Source organism: Psychrobacter nivimaris (assembly GCF_904846365.1).
GTDB classification, from domain to species: domain Bacteria; phylum Pseudomonadota; class Gammaproteobacteria; order Pseudomonadales; family Moraxellaceae; genus Psychrobacter; species Psychrobacter nivimaris_B.
This window is the reverse complement of the sequence record NZ_CAJHAL010000009.1, coordinates 1-16,335: the sequence shown is the minus strand read 5'-3', so window position 1 is coordinate 16,335 and position 16,335 is coordinate 1. Positions and strand designations below refer to the sequence as shown.

Genomic DNA, 16,335 nt, shown 5'->3' with positions numbered 1-16,335 from the left:
TGCTATTACTTTGAACGAATAAGGTCTTTTTCGACTGCTTTATACATCAATAAACCTAGAAAATTAACACCTACCATCCACTTTAAAAAATATCCTATATCAATATGATATGCAGGATAAGTAGGAGATAGTGCATTTCTCATTAGCTCAATATTATGGACAAATGGAATATATAACAAATAAGTTAGATATGGCTCAGGAATAATATGAATGGAATACATAATTCCAGATACAAAGTATAAAATAGTAAAAATCAAGCTAATAACTTTGCTAATTTCACCACCATAATAACCAACCACCATCATTATCATTGCTAGCCCAAAACCAAATATAAACAGGGTTAGCCAGCAAAACAACACCACGTGAAGATTAGCAAAACTAATAGGAATACCGATAAAAGCCAGTATGGTTAGTAATAGTACAAATGTAAAAAAGTAAATCACTAACTCTAGAAATGAACGTGCAATAATGACATCAATATGACGTACCGAACGGTACATTAGAAGACCTTGATTGGCTTCTACTGCCCCTAGTGATCGTGTTGCTATTGTACTCATCATACGAAATGGTACTAAACCTGCAACCAAAAATAGCATGTAATCCATTCCAGGCAACACACGAGTCATGATAGCGCCAAATATTATTAGGTAAATGGCAACTTGAAACATGATTTCTAAAGGCGCCCAAAGGTAGCCTAAACGATATCCACCAAAGCGAGTCTGTAGCTCGCGCATGATCAGTGCATGGAAGGCTGCACCCATGACTTTAAGGCCACTGCGATGCTTGATAGGACGATAAGGAGGTAGTTGGACAGACATGGCGTTACAGGACTTTACCGAAAACAGCCCCTATGATAAGTAAGCGCGACATAAGTTACAAGAATTAATCTGTATACAGACAGATAAACCTATGATTTAGTAAGAAATCTGTAAGTAATTGTCATCCAAAACGCTATCTATCAATCGCTTCTAGTTTATAAAACCATTTATTCTGGGCAAAAAAAAACCAATCTCGATAGATTGGTTTTTTTCGTACTGCTATATATGGTGGCGATGAAGAGACTTGAACTCTTGACCTCACGATTATGAGTCATGCGCTCTAACCAGCTGAGCTACATCGCCGTTTTAGGCTGCACATTATGCCCAAGCTGTTGACTGCCGTCAACCCCTAATAAGCATTTTTTGCAAAAAAATGAATTTAATTCAGATTAATTGCAACTATTACTATAACAAACAATAAAAAAGGTTTGGTAAACCGATAAGCCGGGTTCTGTCGTGGACGATCATTCCTCTAGGCGTATCATCGCTAATACGCTCAAGCAACCTACCCGCATCGAACGCGGGCCGCGCCATGCCGATGCCTATTTGGTCTTGCTACGCGTGGAGTTTACCATGCCGTGAGATGTTGCCATTCACGCGGTGCGCTCTTACCGCACCCTTTCACCCTTACCGATAATACCCTAAGATACCAAAGGCGGTCTACTCTCTGCTGCACTGGTCGTCAAGTTACCCTGCCCAGCCGTTAGCTGGCACGCTGCCCTATGTAGCCCGGACTTTCCTCCCCTGCTCATCTGTTGCCAGTGTGCAGCGGCGATCGCCTAGTCTACCAAGCGCGCTAGTATAGCAAACTTATGACTGCCTGCGAATGTCTTTTGGATTTATTTTTGTGGACAATACAAATGGGCTAAACAAAATTTTCTGGCAGTGTTTCAATATTACCGACCAGATTATCTTTTAAATACGGAATCTGTAGCCAATGCGCTTTGGGATAATTATTGTTCAAGTATTTTCGTATAAACTCAATAGTGCTATTTGCGATCTCAGTATCCGTTTGTTCAGCATCATCATGAATATGATTATAAATTATGCTATGTACCATTAATCCGCGCAATTTTATGGCTTCTAAACTCAGTAAAGTGTGATTGATGCTGCCCAATCGACCAGAGGTGACCAAAATAACTGGATAGCCTTGCTCGGCAATATAATCTAATATCAGTAGATTCTCTGTAATCGGCACAAGTAAGCCACCTGCACCTTCTAGTAGTACCAGCTCATACTCAGATTGCAGTCGCTTGGTAGCATTGGTAATCATATTAGGATTTAGCACTTCCCCTGATAGCTTGGTAGCAAGATGAGGGGACGCTGGCTTCTTATAACGATGAGCACAAGTCGTAAAATCGAGATCACATGGCTGTAGAGGAATGTCCATAAGTTGACGATGAGTAACAATATCATCAGCGATATTCATCTCACCATTATCTGGATTGATCGATACGCCCGTCTGTACTAGCTTTTGAGTGATGACATTTAAGCCTTGCTGCATAAGGGCTTTAGCAAGCAGCCCAGTAGCATAAGTTTTACCGATATCGGTATCGATACCAGAAACAAATAGAACACTCATGGTTGACCTCGGTCTTCTAGATACGTACGTACTACTTTTAGCAGTGATTGGCATAAGGTAGTCAGCTCATTATCAGTAATCACGTAGGGTGGCATAATATACACCAGCTTACCAAATGGTCTGACCCAGATACCGTTATCAATCAATAAAGATTGAAATACAGGCATATCAACCGCTTCTTGCAGCTCAATCACCGCGACCGCGCCCAAGCAGCGCACTTCAGCAACATCCTCTAACTGTGTAGCTGGTGCCAATTGCTGTTCCATCATGCGCTGCATATTGGCGGTACACGCTTCAATATCATAAGACGTAATCAAATCAATCGATGCGCATGCAACTGCACAGGCAAGTGGGTTGCCCATAAAGGTTGGGCCATGCATCAGCGCTGGATAGTCACTATTATGAATGGTATCGGCAACTTTTCGGGTACATAGCGTTGCAGCAAAAGTCATATAGCCACCCGTCAGCGCCTTGCCAATGGTCATGATATCAGGGCTAATAGCAGCATGTTCACACGCAAATAATTTACCACTACGACCAAACCCAGTGGCGATTTCATCTGCAATCAATAGTACATCATGCTCATCGCACAGTTGACGCAGCAATTGTAGATATTCAGGACTATAAAAACGCATTCCGCCTGCGCCCTGAATAATTGGCTCAATGATAAACCCCGCCAACTGCTCACCATACTCTACAAAAAACTGAGCTAGCGTCTCACGCTCATCTACTGTCAATGCGCGATCAAAGCCAAGTGGCGGCGCAGGGACAAAATGCTGCATTGGTAACTGTTTACCATACAGGCTGTGCATACCATTAACAGGATCACAGACACTCATGGCATGCCACGTGTCTCCGTAATACCCTGAATGGGTTGAGGCAAACTGTTGCTTGGTTGGATGCTTGGCAGCTACTTGATATTGCAGCGCCATTTTTAGCGCCACTTCTACCGCAATACTGCCACTGTCAGCATAAAAAATTGCATCAAGTCCAGCAGGTATAATGTCGAGCAGTTTTTTGCCCAAATCTATCGCCGGCTGATGGGTTAACCCACCAAACATGACATGCGCCATTTTACCCAACTGCTTAGTCAGCGCGTCATTCAGTTTTGGATTGTTATAACCATGAACACTCGCCCACCATGACGACATACCATCGATCAGGCGCATGCCATCTTCGGTGATGATATAAACACCTTCAGCTCGATCGATTACGATATTAGAATAAGTGGGTGGCAGGCTGGCATAAGGGTGCCAAAGGTGTTGTTGATCAAAGTCGTTTGTGACTTGGATAGATTGCGTGGTTGTTGTTTGCGTGGTTATTATTTCCATGGTCATCGTGTTGTCCCTAAAACGTTGTAAACCCAAACGTCATCAATCGCTTATAGATACTTTATTGACCCGTAATACGTTTGTATTTAGATAGCAGGTCGCTTTCAGTCTCGACATGATTGGGATCGTGAGGAATACAGTCGACTGGACAAATCACCACGCATTGTGGCTCGTCAAAATGTCCGACACATTCTGTACATAGATCAGGGTCGATGACATAGATATCATCCCCTTCTGAGATGGCTTCATTGGGGCAAGCAGGCTCGCACACATCACAGTTGATACACTCATCAGTGATTAATAGTGCCATGAACTGTTCCTTATATTTTTACTCGTATTAGGGCTTGTCCCTAATTCAAACGTTTATCACTAAATGGCTGCTCCTTACTGTTTTAGCAAGTGCTAGCAGCATATCTTTAATGCAACATCTTTTATTTAATATTTAACTTTTTATCGAATGCTTGCAAAACACAAGGTGGAACGAATTTGTTGACGTCACCGCCGAGCTTGGCAATTTCACGAATCATGGTAGATGAGATAAATGAGTAATTTTGAGATGGGGTCAAAAATACCGCCTCAAAGTTTTCATCAAGCTCACGATTCATATTGGCTAGCTGAAACTCGTACTCAAAATCTGACATTGCACGCAAGCCACGCAAAACTGCCGTGGCGTTTTTCTCACGCATAAAGTCAACAAGCAGGCCTTCAAAACCAATCACAGATACTTGCGGTAAGTCTGCAAACACGGTTTCGACCAAAGCAACACGCTCTTCAAAATTGAACAAGGGTTTTTTATGATGGCCTGAGGCAACCGCGATAACAACCTCATCAAATAGCTTGACGGCGCGTGTGACCAAATCTACATGACCATTGGTAATAGGATCAAAGGTACCAGGGTATAGAATTTTGGTATGTAGCTTTGAGGAATTGGGAGAAATAGAGTGGCTCATAGCATGACTGATATAATCGGTGATATTAGGCCATATGCTAGCAAATTTTGCTCAAACTTAATACTTATCTGCTACATTTGTCCTAACAGCTGATTTACCTTTTCATCAGAGGCTTTGATACAATAGGCAGTTCGACTCATCCATCTCATAATCGAAATAAAAAACAAGACTAGTTATTGGATTAGGATGAGGAATTAGTGGGACTGATTAAATAAGGAGCCTGTGTCTTAGGTCATCCTTATGGAGAAATTATGTCAAAAAAATCAAAAAAGCCAGATAATCAGATTTGCGCCAATAAAAAGGCGCGTCATGAGTATTTTATCGAAGAAACCTTTGAGGCAGGACTGGCATTACAAGGTTGGGAAGTCAAAGCCATTCGTGCAGGAAAAATGACGATTACTGAAGCGTACGTCATATTCCGTAATAACGAAGCCTTCTTGTTTGGGGCGCACATTCAGCCATTGCTATCGAGCTCAACGCACGTTAGTCCAGACAGTATTCGTACCCGTAAACTGCTGCTGAACCGTCGTGAGATCGAAAAACTATCTGGGGCAATCAACCAGAAAGGCTACGCTTGTGTACCGTTGTCTTGCTACTGGAAAAACTCATTGGTGAAATGCCAAATTGGCCTAGCCTTAGGTAAAAAGCAGCATGACAAACGTAAAACGCTAAAAGATCGCGACTGGGAACGTGATAAGCAGCGCGGTTTCAAACAGCATTTAGATTAAGCATTATTTAATCTAAATAGAAAAGGACGGCTCAATAGTTATGAGTCGTCCTTTTTTTGTTGTCTATAACAGTTTATAACTAACTATTTTAAACGCTAGTTGGTAAAAGTAGGCCTTGTACAGTAGTAGTTTTATAAAATGGTCACCTTTATAACATCTAGCTAGCGACCTTTTATGCTATTTGATATTCTAGAGATAATGCTGTCTTTCTACTAGCCTGACGCAATTGCTCAACACCATGAGCAATCAAACACGCAATACCTAACCAAATCAGACCATAGCTATAGATCATTGCTGATTCAAATGGGTTACCTAGTACGGTCACTGCCAAGATAAACAGCAACGCTGGCTCTAGATAGCTCATCATGCCATAGACATTGACTGGTAGCATTTGACTGGCATCAATATTGGTCTTCATCGCCAAGACACTGAGCACACCCAAACCTACTAGCATCATGATAAAGAAACCAGAGCCGCTAACTAGCGCCAAACTACTTGGGGCAAAGAAGAACAAGTAAGCCAGCGCAAAAGGCGCAAATATCGTTAAATCAACCAATAACCCAGTTACTGCGCCAATTCCCTGCAGTCGGCGTAAAATGTAGTAAACGGGATACGTACCGCATACCCATAGCGTCGCCCAAGAGACACTTTGCGTACGGATAACTTCACTACCCACGCCCAATGCAGCAAAGGCCACTGCCAACCATTGCAAACGGCTTAGTTTTTCGCCAAAGAGGACACAACCAAACACCACCATCATTAACGGGAATAAGAAGTATCCCATCGCGGTTTGCACACCTTGCCCATTCACTGGCGCCCACATAAATAACCAAAACTGGCTAAGGAATATTGGCGTAGGTAATAGCAGCCAAGCCCACTGCTTAGCGCCTCTTAACACTTTCAATTTATCGATGTGCAATCCCAGACGTCCACTTACCATCAGGTATCCGACCAACGCTGCCCACATCGCGAGCATGCGCCAGATAAAAACCTGCGTCCCTGATAATGGCGACAAAAAACTACTATAGGCATAGAGTACGCCAAATAGCACATTGGACAGTATGGCAAAAGACACCCCTAATATTAATGTACGTTGTTGTGCGCTACCTGTCGTCCAAATCGCAGGTAGTGGCAAACGTGCAACAGTCGTTGCTAGCGTATTAGCGAATACATTGGAGAGCATTGAGATAGACATGATAAGCACCGTAGCTATTAATAGATGATAAAAACCAATTGCTAGCTCTTTTTTTAAAGCAGTTCTGATTGGTATAGTCTATTTTACTAGGGTGATTTGATATATTATCTCTATATAAGTTCATTGATGAATAAATATCTCAAATAGATATCATATAAATCGTTATTTTCTTATATTAAAATTTTTAGTGATAATATTTATAAAAATTGATAAAAAACTCTGCTGTTAAGGATGTCCTGATATGAGCCATACTTTAGATAATATTGATAAAGCTATTTTGAACTTGCTGCAAGATGATGCGACATTACCGCTTAAAACTGTCGCAGAGCGAGTGCACGTATCCATTGCGACGGCGCAGCGGCGTATACAAGCGCTAATAGATAGTGACGTGATTACCAAACAAGTAGCCATCGTCAATCCTGACAAAGTGGGCTATGGCCTGACAGCCGTAGTGATGATAGAAATGGAGCGCTCTAACACTTCAATGCAGCATCGGTTTGAGCGCTTGATGGATGCGCAATCACGAATCATGAGCTGCTATGAAGTATCGGGTGATTTTGATTTTATGTTGATGGTCAATGCCAAGAATATGAGCGACTATCATCAGTTCACGCGCAGCTTACTGACTTACGAAAATAATGTGCGCAATTTCAAAAGCCAGTTTGTGATGAACTTTACCAAGAGTGGAACCAAAATCACGCTAGATTAATTATAATTAATCCGTCTCAGCTGAGGCTATCTATCATATGAAAATGGATGATGAGTAGCTAAGTTGCCTCTAAACCCTGTAGGGTATCACCAAATATCTGATGAAAATCAAACTCTAATCACTCATTTCGTAAGCCCATTTTTTAGACAAGGAAGCCTAATCATGACTGACCACACAAATGCTACTCAGAAGAATATGCAAGCGTCATTAAAACCGTTAAACCCATTAAATTCAAAAAGGGTAATAGCAGGTGCTCTGTTTGCTACGGTATTAGCTAGCTCAGGCTGTGCGACTAGCTCACTATTAGACAATAGCGGGCATGTCACTACGAACACGACGAAGCAGATACTGTCTGAAGATCAAATTGTTGCCTTTGGTCGTCCTGCGCATGCGTTACCAAAAATGCCAAACGCGTCAATGGTTATCGTAGGAGAAAAGAACAGCTACGTCCTCACCCAAGGTGGGACAGAAATGGTGAACTTACTGAGTAATCTCACGCAAAAAAATATTCAAGTGGATAACGACATGAGCTTTCATGTACCCAATAATGATGGGTACTTCCAAGGTGAGATGAAATTGTCTTATGCTAAATTAAAAGATGAATTTGGGCGCTCAGATTATCAGTTCTTTTTGCAAAATAATGGTAAAGAGTGCACCTCAGCGAGTGATCAACGTATCAATGCTCAGCGCTTCTGCTTTAGCGTTCCTGTCAAAGGCGCTATCTATCCGCAAGTTAGTAACTTAGGATTGATTCAGTCAAACTATCGCGCACTGACCAAACCATATACGGTGAGTTTCTATACACAAACTCAGCAGGATGTCGTCACTCGTAGCGGTCCAAATGGCGCACAAAAGCTAGTACTGCTACCCTTTGCCCTCGCCTTTGACGTGGTTACTTTCCCGCTTCAGTTATTAGATTAGATCGTTAAACTACTAGACCGCTCATCGTCTAGTATCAGGGTACACTATGAAAGCTACGTTATAAAAGCCCCTTTATATAAGGCACGTTATCGAAAGGTATTCCGTACCCGACCGTAACGTGCTTGTTTAATATTTTAGAATAACTTTTCGACCAATGTTTTAGGATAGCTTTGTTTCGCGGTTTTTGCTGCTCGAAACATCATTTCATCTGCTTCGACAGGGCCTGCAACGTCGCATAAGCATATATAAGCCAGCTGCATCAAATTATTTAACAGGTGCTCATTATCAGGTACAGACGGGCGATTGCCTTCTAAAAACTGACTGATGTTAAGACTATGCCCTTTGAAGGTGCGCTCTTGCGAAACAGTTTGGTGCATGGTCAGAAATAGATTGCGACTTTCTGTTTCTGATAGCTGGCTACGCAGCGCTTCTATGACAGTATAAAACGCCAAAACCAGCTCAGAGACAGGGACTGGCGCTTTGACTGTTTCATTATGGCTATTGTGACTGTCAGACTCTACTGTTTGCTGACTGTCCGCTTGCAACGTAGCCCAAAACCCTTTCCTAATATCGGACTTACAAGCTTGCAGCTCAGGATAGCGCCGTGTCGCATCCAAGACGCACTGCTGCATCATTTTTACAGAGACCGTCGAGTATCGCTGCCACTGTGATTTGAGCAGTCGCACCTCTTCAGGATGTAGATAATCGGCAAGTACTTCTGCCATCGCAGTCACAGCTTGGTCTACGGATTGAGTATCAATATTCATCAGCTCTCTCCTATAAATGCCGCTCGGTTAAACTCTTGGAATCAAACATTTGCTTCTGGAACTCAGGGTATCCAAGCTCTGCATGCTCGGTATAATCAAGGCCTCGCTGCTCATGTAAGCGGCTTGCTTTTAACCCAAAGCTTAGATCAATAAGCTTATACATCACTAGACCCAGTCCCAGTCCCCAGCCTAATGCCACGCCGACACCCAGCGCTTGTACGCCAAGCCGTGATAAGTTAAATAAATCTCCTGTATAAAACAATCCTGCGGCGAGTGTACCCCATGCCCCGCCAAAGCCATGTACTGCCACTGCCGAGACCACATCGTCTACCTTGAATTTTAATAATGCTTGCGACGATAAGATATATACCACGGAAGCAACCGCACCGATAATAATCGCAAAGACAGGCGTTGTGGTCGCACAACCTGCAGTAATCGATACGAGACCAATCAAGCTGGCATTGACACTATCGCTAAGTAAAATGGCTTTGTTAAGCGATCGGGAGATCAACATATAACTCACCACCGCACTGACTGCTGCGACAAAAGTATTGACTGCGATTAGACCAATATTGCCCGTGATAGATAATGTCGATCCAGCATTGAAGCCGAACCAGCCAAACCATAGAATAAATCCGCCTAGCGCTAGCAACGTCATGTTATGACCTGCGATGAGTCTTGGCGTGCCATCAGGTGCAAAGCGGCCTAGCCTCGGGCCAATGACCAAGATACCTGCCAGCGCCAACCAACCACCGATAGAATGCACAACGGTAGACCCAGCAAAATCAATAAAGCCAAGCTCAGCTAGCCAACCTGTACCGCCGAAATATCCGCCCCACACCCAACTGGCAAATACAGGATAGATAAACAAACAAATCAAACAGGCGGCGACTGCATAGCCGATGAACGAGACGCGCTCTGCCATCGCACCACTCGCAATCGTCACCGCTGTCGCTGCAAACATCATCTGAAAAAACATCAATGCCCAGTCCATATTGGATAACGCGACTGGCATAAAGTGATCCGTGCCGACAAATCCGGAGTGATTGGTACCCATCATCAGCCCAAAACCCACCAAGTAGAACGCTAGACCGCCGATACACATGTCAGTGTAATTTTTCATCATCACGTTTACCGCGTTTTTCGCTCGTACTGATCCGCTCTCAAGTAGAGCAAAACCTGCCTGCATAAAGAACACCAATACCCCGCCCCAGATAATCCAAGCGATATTTTGATATTCGAGCAGCTGTGCCACGGTCAATGTGTCGGCCTCAGCAGCTTGGGCGCTACCCATTGCTGCAAACAATACTGTACTTAGCACCAGCCTATTACTTAGCGATAGTTTTAATGGTTGTAATAGTTTTAATAATGTCTTTATCGTGTCCAGTCCAACAGATGATGTTCTCATTTTATCTCCAAACACTTATCTAGCCGTTCAAATTTTATCGGTGCACCATTTTCACTCATCAGTGTGCACAAATAAGCCCTAACAGGGGTGGAGCAAAACCTGTGCCAAAATCTACTATGAGAAATTAAGAAAAGTCATAAGTATAAGAAAACAAATGATTAGTATTAACCAAATTCATATTTTGATTATTGTGCTTGTACTCATGTAATTATGAATTGAACGAGGATGGAGAATATTACTTAATATAAGGTTTATAGCGCCAATTATGCGACTGTTCTGCCTAGACTACTTTTGCCATTATCTTGCTGTGCTGACAGCTTACTTTGCATGAGCAGTTTATCTCATGCTATCAATAACTTATCATTAATCACCCATCATAGAATAGGTCGCATAGTGAGTTGAATTCATGTTAAAATGAGCGCTTTTAAATGAGCCGTTAATATTTTTAATAAATAACGGCTTTTTTTAGTGCCATTTTTCTATTCAACAGGTCCGCCCATGTCTGCCGATACCATCGCCCGCACCGCCTTTAAACAAGGCACAAAACCTCTTTTCGATTACGACAAACACTGGGCGAGCTGCTACGAGCCTGCGCCCTATCTGCCTATGAGTCGCAAAGAGATGGATGATTTGGGCTGGGATGCCTGTGATGTCATCATCATTTCAGGTGATGCTTATGTCGATCACCCAAGCTTTGGTATGGCGATCATCGGTCGTCTATTAGAGTCGCAAGGGTTTCGCGTGGGTATTATTGCTCAGCCAGACTGGAAGAGCAAAGACGCCTTTATGGAACTGGGCAAACCTGTCTACGCTTATGGCGTGACCGCAGGTAACATGGATAGCATGATTAACCGCTATACCGCTGACCGCAAGATTCGTAGCGATGACGCTTATTCACCAGGCAACGTGGCAAACAAACGCCCTGACCGTGCCGCTATCGTTTATAGCCAGCGCTGCCGCGAAGCGTATCCTGATGTGCCTATTATCTTGGGCGGTATTGAGGGCAGTCTACGCCGTATCGCTCATTATGATTATTGGTCAGACAAAGTCCGCCGTAGTATCTTGCTAGACGCGCGTGCTGATGTCTTATTATATGGTAATGCTGAGCGTGCGATCGTCGATGTGGTACATGGTCTGTCTAAAGGCTATAGCTTTGAGCAGATGAGTAAATTGCGCGGTACGGCTTATTTATTGACTCCGACTCGTCGTCATTGGCAAGAAGACATGACTGAGGTTGCGAGTAACGATGTCGATACTGTCGGTCGTGTCGATCCAATTATCAACCCTTATGTGATGACCGAAGACGTTGATAGCTGTTCAATTGAGCAGAACAAACCATCGGACTCGCCTGTTGGCCAAGCCATGCCTTCATCTATGTCATCGCAATATCAGGGTTTTGTCGCTGAGCCAGTTGCCAATAAAGTTATCAACGCTGAACAAGTCGATGAAGAGACGCAAGTGGTGCAAATGCGCGGTTTTGATAAGCCAATGACCGCACGTAAGCATAAGCTAAAAATGCCACCACGTGAAAAAACCGTCATTCGTCTGCCTGACTATGAGCATGTCAAATCGGACCCTGTGCTTTATGCTCATGCAAGTCGTATTCTGCATTTAGAGACCAATCCAGGTAACGCCCGTGCGCTCGTGCAACGTCATAGTAGCGGTGCTGGTAACTCGCATACCTCTATCGACGTTTGGCTCAATCCGCCACCAGTGCCACTCTCGACAGAAGAGATGGATTATGTGTTTGACTTGCCGTATGCACGCCTGCCGCATCCAAGCTATGGCGATGCGCGTATCCCTGCTTATGACATGATTAAATTTTCGGTCAATATCATGCGCGGCTGTTTTGGTGGTTGTACCTTCTGCTCGATCACTGAGCACGAAGGCCGTATTATCCAGAGCCGTTCAGAAGATTCGATCTTGCGCGAAGTAGAAGCGATTCGTGATACTGCACCGAACTTTACTGGTGTGATATCTGACCTTGGTGGCCCAACAGCCAACATGTACCGCCTCAGCTGTAAAGACGAAACGATTGAAAAGAACTGCCGTAAGCCGTCTTGTGTCTATCCGGACGTCTGCGAAAACCTGATTACCGATCACAGTAATTTGACTAAGCTATATCGCAAAGCGCGTGATATCAAAGGCGTGAAAAAAATCCTGATTGCTTCAGGCTTGCGTTATGATTTGGCAGTAAAAGATCCTGAATACGTGAAAGAATTGGTCAGTCATCACGTCGGTGGTTACCTCAAGATTGCGCCTGAGCACTCTGAAGAAGGCGTGCTATCGAAGATGATGAAACCTGGCATGGGCAGCTATGATCAGTTCAAAGCCATGTTTGAACAGTTCAGCCAAGAAGCGGGCAAAGAGCAATATCTGATTCCTTACTTTATTGCCGCCCATCCGGGAACCAAAGATGAAGATATGATGAACCTTGCGCTTTGGCTCAAAAGTAATGGCTACCGTGCTGACCAAGTACAGGCGTTTTATCCAAGCCCAATGGCGACCGCGACTACCATGTATCACACGCACAAAGATCCGCTACATAAGGTCAGCCGTGATGAAGGTGACATGGATATCGTCAAGTCTGGTAAGCAGCGCAAACTGCATAAAGCGTTCTTGCGCTATCATGATCCAAAAAACTGGGTATTACTACGTAAAGCGCTACAAGACATGGGTCGTAGTGACTTGATTGGTAAAAATCGTGGTTGCTTGATTCCACCATTTAACGCCAGTTTAGAAGGGCGTGATGCCGCGCAAGATACTTATCAGTCAGCGCGCAAAAAGAATAGCCGTGTTGGCAATGACTCAGTGAAGCGTAGTAATGGCTCGTCAAACAACAGTAAGAAGAAAGTCAGCAAAGGCAATTTCCAGACTCAGCATACTGGTCTGCCACCACGTAAAACCAAGTAGTATTCATAGCAAGTAATGTTCATAGTATAAAAGTACACGCTCAATCTAACGCGTGTTAAGTAAAACAAAAGCGTCTATCAGCCACTCGGTGATAGACGCTTTTTTATGCACCAATTTTATAGACGCGCACTTCATAGCTAACACGGCTTACTTTTCACCATGTCGCAAATTGCAAGTTACATTAGACAGCGGTTGGGTAACGAAGCTAACAGGTAATGAACAATTTCTAACATTGAAATAGTTCGTTTTCGCTACTATAACCCTCATATGCTAAACGCATCATTAAGAACAAGTAAATGACATCAGCGAAAAGCTTTGGAGAGCACTATGAAAATGATAACTAAAATTGCGACCACCCTACCAGTCCTTGCCTTATTGAGCGCTTGTGCGACTACCGCACCCACTACCCCAGATGCAACTGATACGCCAGTTCCAGAAAAAGTAACCGCTGCCTATGATCGTATGGCACCAGCACCGTACACCTGTACCGATGACAGCAAAATCATGGCAAAGCAATCTATCAATAAAGAACAAGTGATGCTCAACGCTACCCTACCAAAAGTAAAATGGGCTGAGCAGCCAATCATCCTAAATGGTAAAGTGAAAGGCGAAGTCGCAAGCTATGTAAACGACTCAAACCCAGAAGTCGTCTATGCATGGCACATGAAAGGTGACAAAGGTATTTTTGCGATGAAATGGGCTGATGGTAAAGAATACCAAGTAAACTGCCAAATCTAATCAGTTAAAGATACGCTCATATCGTAATAGACAAATAGTCGTAATAGACAAAAAGCAGTCATTAAATAGTGGCTGCTTTTTTATGCGTGTTCGTTTGATGTTTTTATAAAAATGGCTATAAAAATCAGTATCAGATAGATAGTTGTACAGTCAGTTCAATATAATTTCGATACAAGGAAACCGAGTGCAAGTTATACATTAGTATGCTTAGCGAGGATGACGATGTAGCGGATTTATATAGACTTGACTATATAGTTGATTAAATTAAAAAGTAGTATAAGGCAGCCGAGTGCAGATGTAACTGTGATACTGCAAGCGAGGTTAACGTTGTCATTCTTTTATAGAGGATTAGACTATATCAAAACTTACCATCTGATGTATTTCGCTAGAGAAGCACAAAGAAAGCTGTCAAAATAGCAGGTAAAGAAAATCAATCATGACCAACAATCAAAAGGGTAACTCGATGGCAAAGCGTCTGATAAGTATGATGGTAATTGCAACGGCAAGCATGTGGGCGCTAATAGGCTGTGACAATGCTACCGATTCCGTCGATGCCACTGAGCAAACTGCGGAGACAGCAACAGATCCAACTGCATCGGCAGCCGATACCATCGACTGGTCACTGGTAGATAGCGGTGCAAAGCCTGCTGACCCTACCAATTATAAGTATCCGTTTGCCATCGATAGTCAAAACGTCCGAGACTATGCAGATTACTTCAAAGTGGACGCTGCGACCGCTCAGCATAATCTGACGGTGAGCATGGCAAGTAACGAAGCGCTATCGAAAGCATTAGATCAGCTGAGCGAAACCTATGTCTCACATGAGCTAACCGATGGCAATGAGATGACGCTTATCATTCATACCACGCCTGATGTCGCTGCCAGTCGCTATGATTATGTGCTGTCTGATGACTTTGCCAAAGGACTGGTGCTACCTATCGTGATTCAGCCAGATGGTAAGAAAGGTGATGTGAAGGCGCATGGGGAAATGAGTGAGTAAAGATTAATAGCGTGTGTTTTGACTTATATGACACACGCTACTATTTTATTACGAAGTATGGCGGTAAGGATTGTTTGAGAGTTCGATTTTTATTTTTTTTCCTAAACTATTCGTACCACATAATAGCTTCGCTAAGTAAGGCTGATATTGCGTTGCAGCTGGTGCGATGTAAATTTTGTCTAAATTCGCTTTTACCTCTGGTTCGTACTCTACGTATAGAAACTTGCCAAAATCCATTTTAACTTTAGGGTCATCAAGTGAGGTGATATATACCATACGGCATTCTTGCTCTTCTTGAAAAGCTGAATGTTTGACTAGATATTTTAGAGGTAAGATTATCATATCCAGTAAGCTATCTATTTTATCTGAATCTTCTTTACTTAGTTTTTTTAAAGATTTCTTCTTATCTATAGCATCGTTATAAATACTTTTTAACTCTATAAACGCCTCTCTAAAATCTTCGGTTTTCTTGTCTATATAATTCTCATATTCAATGCACTCAATTTCAGCTTTAGGGATACTACCTCCTTCCAAATTTTCACGACCAAACTCACGGAAAAATGTTAACCGGTTGCGTTGAGCTAGATGGATATAGTCGGAGGTAGGATCAATATAAACGCATCTCATGACTGATTGCTTTTCTATTCTCTTAGCTGAACTATCACCTTCATCTGAATTATTTTTTACATTTTTTATCGTTCTATTAATAAATATATTGTTCATACAGGACTGGGAGTCATTCTCTTTAAAGAAATCTTTATTAAAAACCAAGCTAACACCAGAAGCTTCTTTGTTATCTTCTTTTCCATATAATCGAAACTGATTGAGCTATGCTGAAGAAACCGTACAACTAAACTTGGTAAACTAAGCGTATTAACTGGAGTTTACCATGACCAAGAAAGTAAGAACCTACAGTGACGAATTTAAAGCAGAAGCCGTTAAGAAAATAGCAGACAATAACGGTAATGTTTCAGCCACAGCCAAGCAACTTGGCATAGCGATGCAAACGTTATCGAACTGGCAGAACAAAGCCAATCAAGGCAAGCTTATTGGCACAGAACAATATGATCCTGATCTTATGAGTGCTCTTCAAGAAATAAAGCAGCTCAAGCGGCAGCTTAAAGTAGCCGAAGAGGAGCGCGAAATTCTAAAAAAGGCGACGGCGTACTTTGCAAGGCACAGCTAGTCAGGTACGCCTTCATCAAAGATAACCAGCACCTCTTTCGCATCATCACTATGTGCCGCGTGCTAAGTGTTAAGTTATCAAGCTATTAC

Annotated in this window: 15 protein-coding genes, 1 tRNA gene, 1 other RNA gene and 1 pseudogene; 7 read left to right on the top strand and 11 right to left on the bottom strand. The window is 42.9% G+C overall.

The genetic code is table 11. The annotated features are described in order from the left end of the window. Positions 1-5 precede the first annotated feature (5 nt). From JMX63_RS05555 to coaD, 7 genes are all read right to left on the bottom strand, one after another. Complete coding sequence (locus JMX63_RS05555; protein WP_227673249.1) at positions 6-761, bottom strand: ABC transporter permease; 756 nt, start codon at positions 759-761, stop codon at positions 6-8. Positions 762-1,044: 283 nt separating this feature from the next. Then, positions 1,045-1,121, bottom strand: a tRNA-Met gene (locus JMX63_RS05550). Between the two features lie 121 nt (positions 1,122-1,242). Further along, positions 1,243-1,609: RNase P RNA component class A (rnpB, locus tag JMX63_RS05545), an RNA gene on the bottom strand. 74 nt (positions 1,610-1,683) lie between these two features. Beyond that, the gene (bioD, locus tag JMX63_RS05540; protein ID WP_201571476.1) at positions 1,684-2,400 is read right to left on the bottom strand and encodes a dethiobiotin synthase; all 717 of its coding nucleotides are present in this window, start codon (positions 2,398-2,400) and stop codon (positions 1,684-1,686) included. After that, complete coding sequence (gene bioA / locus JMX63_RS05535) at positions 2,397-3,737, bottom strand: adenosylmethionine--8-amino-7-oxononanoate transaminase (protein WP_227673248.1); 1,341 nt, start codon at positions 3,735-3,737, stop codon at positions 2,397-2,399. Before bioA ends, bioD begins: the two co-directional genes overlap by 4 nt. A 55-nt stretch (positions 3,738-3,792) precedes the next feature. Continuing rightward, a complete protein-coding gene (locus tag JMX63_RS05530) occupies positions 3,793-4,041 on the bottom strand; it encodes a YfhL family 4Fe-4S dicluster ferredoxin (protein WP_021814308.1) in 249 nt (82 codons plus the stop codon). 121 nt (positions 4,042-4,162) lie between these two features. Further along, entirely contained in the window at positions 4,163-4,681 is a 519-nt protein-coding gene (gene coaD, locus JMX63_RS05525) for a pantetheine-phosphate adenylyltransferase (RefSeq protein WP_102078894.1), read from the bottom strand. Between the two features lie 251 nt (positions 4,682-4,932). Here coaD and smpB point away from each other — a divergent pair, with 251 nt between their 5' ends. Continuing rightward, positions 4,933-5,409 carry an SsrA-binding protein SmpB gene (gene smpB, locus JMX63_RS05520; protein WP_057758370.1) on the top strand — a complete coding sequence of 159 codons (477 nt, stop codon included), beginning with the start codon at positions 4,933-4,935 and terminating at the stop codon, positions 5,407-5,409. Positions 5,410-5,581: 172 nt separating this feature from the next. Here smpB and rarD read toward each other — a convergent pair whose 3' ends face one another. After that, positions 5,582-6,604, bottom strand: coding sequence for an EamA family transporter RarD (gene rarD / locus JMX63_RS05515; RefSeq protein ID WP_227543691.1), 1,023 nt, complete (start codon positions 6,602-6,604; stop codon positions 5,582-5,584). Positions 6,605-6,845: 241 nt separating this feature from the next. Between rarD and JMX63_RS05510 the strand changes: the two genes are divergently transcribed. Together JMX63_RS05510 and JMX63_RS05505 are read left to right on the top strand one after the other, a co-directional pair. Continuing rightward, complete coding sequence (locus tag JMX63_RS05510) at positions 6,846-7,313, top strand: Lrp/AsnC family transcriptional regulator (RefSeq protein WP_101204277.1); 468 nt, start codon at positions 6,846-6,848, stop codon at positions 7,311-7,313. A 162-nt stretch (positions 7,314-7,475) separates the two neighbouring features. Then, positions 7,476-8,234 carry a YidX family protein gene (locus tag JMX63_RS05505; RefSeq protein WP_201571474.1) on the top strand — a complete coding sequence of 253 codons (759 nt, stop codon included), beginning with the start codon at positions 7,476-7,478 and terminating at the stop codon, positions 8,232-8,234. 134 nt (positions 8,235-8,368) lie between these two features. Here the strand turns inward: JMX63_RS05505 and JMX63_RS05500 are convergent, their stop codons facing one another. Next, positions 8,369-9,001: a hypothetical protein gene (locus JMX63_RS05500; RefSeq protein ID WP_201571472.1), complete on the bottom strand. Its 633-nt coding sequence runs from the start codon at positions 8,999-9,001 to the stop codon at positions 8,369-8,371. A 10-nt stretch (positions 9,002-9,011) separates the two neighbouring features. Then, positions 9,012-10,295, bottom strand: coding sequence for an ammonium transporter (locus JMX63_RS05495; RefSeq protein WP_101204289.1), 1,284 nt, complete (start codon positions 10,293-10,295; stop codon positions 9,012-9,014). Between the two features lie 612 nt (positions 10,296-10,907). Between JMX63_RS05495 and JMX63_RS05490 the strand changes: the two genes are divergently transcribed. The 3 genes from JMX63_RS05490 (at position 10,908) to JMX63_RS05480 (ending at position 15,060) form a co-directional block, all read left to right on the top strand. Then, positions 10,908-13,322: a YgiQ family radical SAM protein gene (locus JMX63_RS05490; protein WP_134292609.1), complete on the top strand. Its 2,415-nt coding sequence runs from the start codon at positions 10,908-10,910 to the stop codon at positions 13,320-13,322. Between the two features lie 327 nt (positions 13,323-13,649). Beyond that, positions 13,650-14,060: a hypothetical protein gene (locus JMX63_RS05485; protein ID WP_134292608.1), complete on the top strand. Its 411-nt coding sequence runs from the start codon at positions 13,650-13,652 to the stop codon at positions 14,058-14,060. A gap of 436 nt (positions 14,061-14,496) precedes the next feature. Beyond that, complete coding sequence (locus JMX63_RS05480) at positions 14,497-15,060, top strand: hypothetical protein (protein WP_227543690.1); 564 nt, start codon at positions 14,497-14,499, stop codon at positions 15,058-15,060. 48 nt (positions 15,061-15,108) lie between these two features. Here JMX63_RS05480 and JMX63_RS05475 read toward each other — a convergent pair whose 3' ends face one another. Further along, positions 15,109-15,783 carry a hypothetical protein gene (locus tag JMX63_RS05475; RefSeq protein ID WP_406947828.1) on the bottom strand — a complete coding sequence of 225 codons (675 nt, stop codon included), beginning with the start codon at positions 15,781-15,783 and terminating at the stop codon, positions 15,109-15,111. Between the two features lie 166 nt (positions 15,784-15,949). Here JMX63_RS05475 and JMX63_RS05470 point away from each other — a divergent pair. Beyond that, positions 15,950-16,335, top strand: a pseudogene (locus JMX63_RS05470) (transposase); the annotation flags it as partial.

Bases quoted from the DNA above. Each gene is read 5' to 3' on its own strand.
- JMX63_RS05555 (WP_227673249.1), bottom strand. From the start codon at position 761: ATGGGTGCAGCCTTCCATGCACTGATCATGCGCGAGCTACAGACTCGC.
- bioD (WP_201571476.1), bottom strand. From the start codon at position 2,400: ATGAGTGTTCTATTTGTTTCTGGTATCGATACCGATATCGGTAAAACT.
- bioA (WP_227673248.1), bottom strand. From the start codon at position 3,737: ATGACCATGGAAATAATAACCACGCAAACAACAACCACGCAATCTATC.
- JMX63_RS05530 (WP_021814308.1), bottom strand. From the start codon at position 4,041: ATGGCACTATTAATCACTGATGAGTGTATCAACTGTGATGTGTGCGAG.
- coaD (WP_102078894.1), bottom strand. From the start codon at position 4,681: ATGAGCCACTCTATTTCTCCCAATTCCTCAAAGCTACATACCAAAATT.
- smpB (WP_057758370.1), top strand. From the start codon at position 4,933: ATGTCAAAAAAATCAAAAAAGCCAGATAATCAGATTTGCGCCAATAAA.
- rarD (WP_227543691.1), bottom strand. From the start codon at position 6,604: ATGTCTATCTCAATGCTCTCCAATGTATTCGCTAATACGCTAGCAACG.
- JMX63_RS05510 (WP_101204277.1), top strand. From the start codon at position 6,846: ATGAGCCATACTTTAGATAATATTGATAAAGCTATTTTGAACTTGCTG.
- JMX63_RS05505 (WP_201571474.1), top strand. From the start codon at position 7,476: ATGACTGACCACACAAATGCTACTCAGAAGAATATGCAAGCGTCATTA.
- JMX63_RS05500 (WP_201571472.1), bottom strand. From the start codon at position 9,001: ATGAATATTGATACTCAATCCGTAGACCAAGCTGTGACTGCGATGGCA.
- JMX63_RS05495 (WP_101204289.1), bottom strand. From the start codon at position 10,295: ATGGGTAGCGCCCAAGCTGCTGAGGCCGACACATTGACCGTGGCACAG.
- JMX63_RS05490 (WP_134292609.1), top strand. From the start codon at position 10,908: ATGTCTGCCGATACCATCGCCCGCACCGCCTTTAAACAAGGCACAAAA.
- JMX63_RS05485 (WP_134292608.1), top strand. From the start codon at position 13,650: ATGAAAATGATAACTAAAATTGCGACCACCCTACCAGTCCTTGCCTTA.
- JMX63_RS05480 (WP_227543690.1), top strand. From the start codon at position 14,497: ATGACCAACAATCAAAAGGGTAACTCGATGGCAAAGCGTCTGATAAGT.
- JMX63_RS05475 (WP_406947828.1), bottom strand. From the start codon at position 15,783: ATGAACAATATATTTATTAATAGAACGATAAAAAATGTAAAAAATAAT.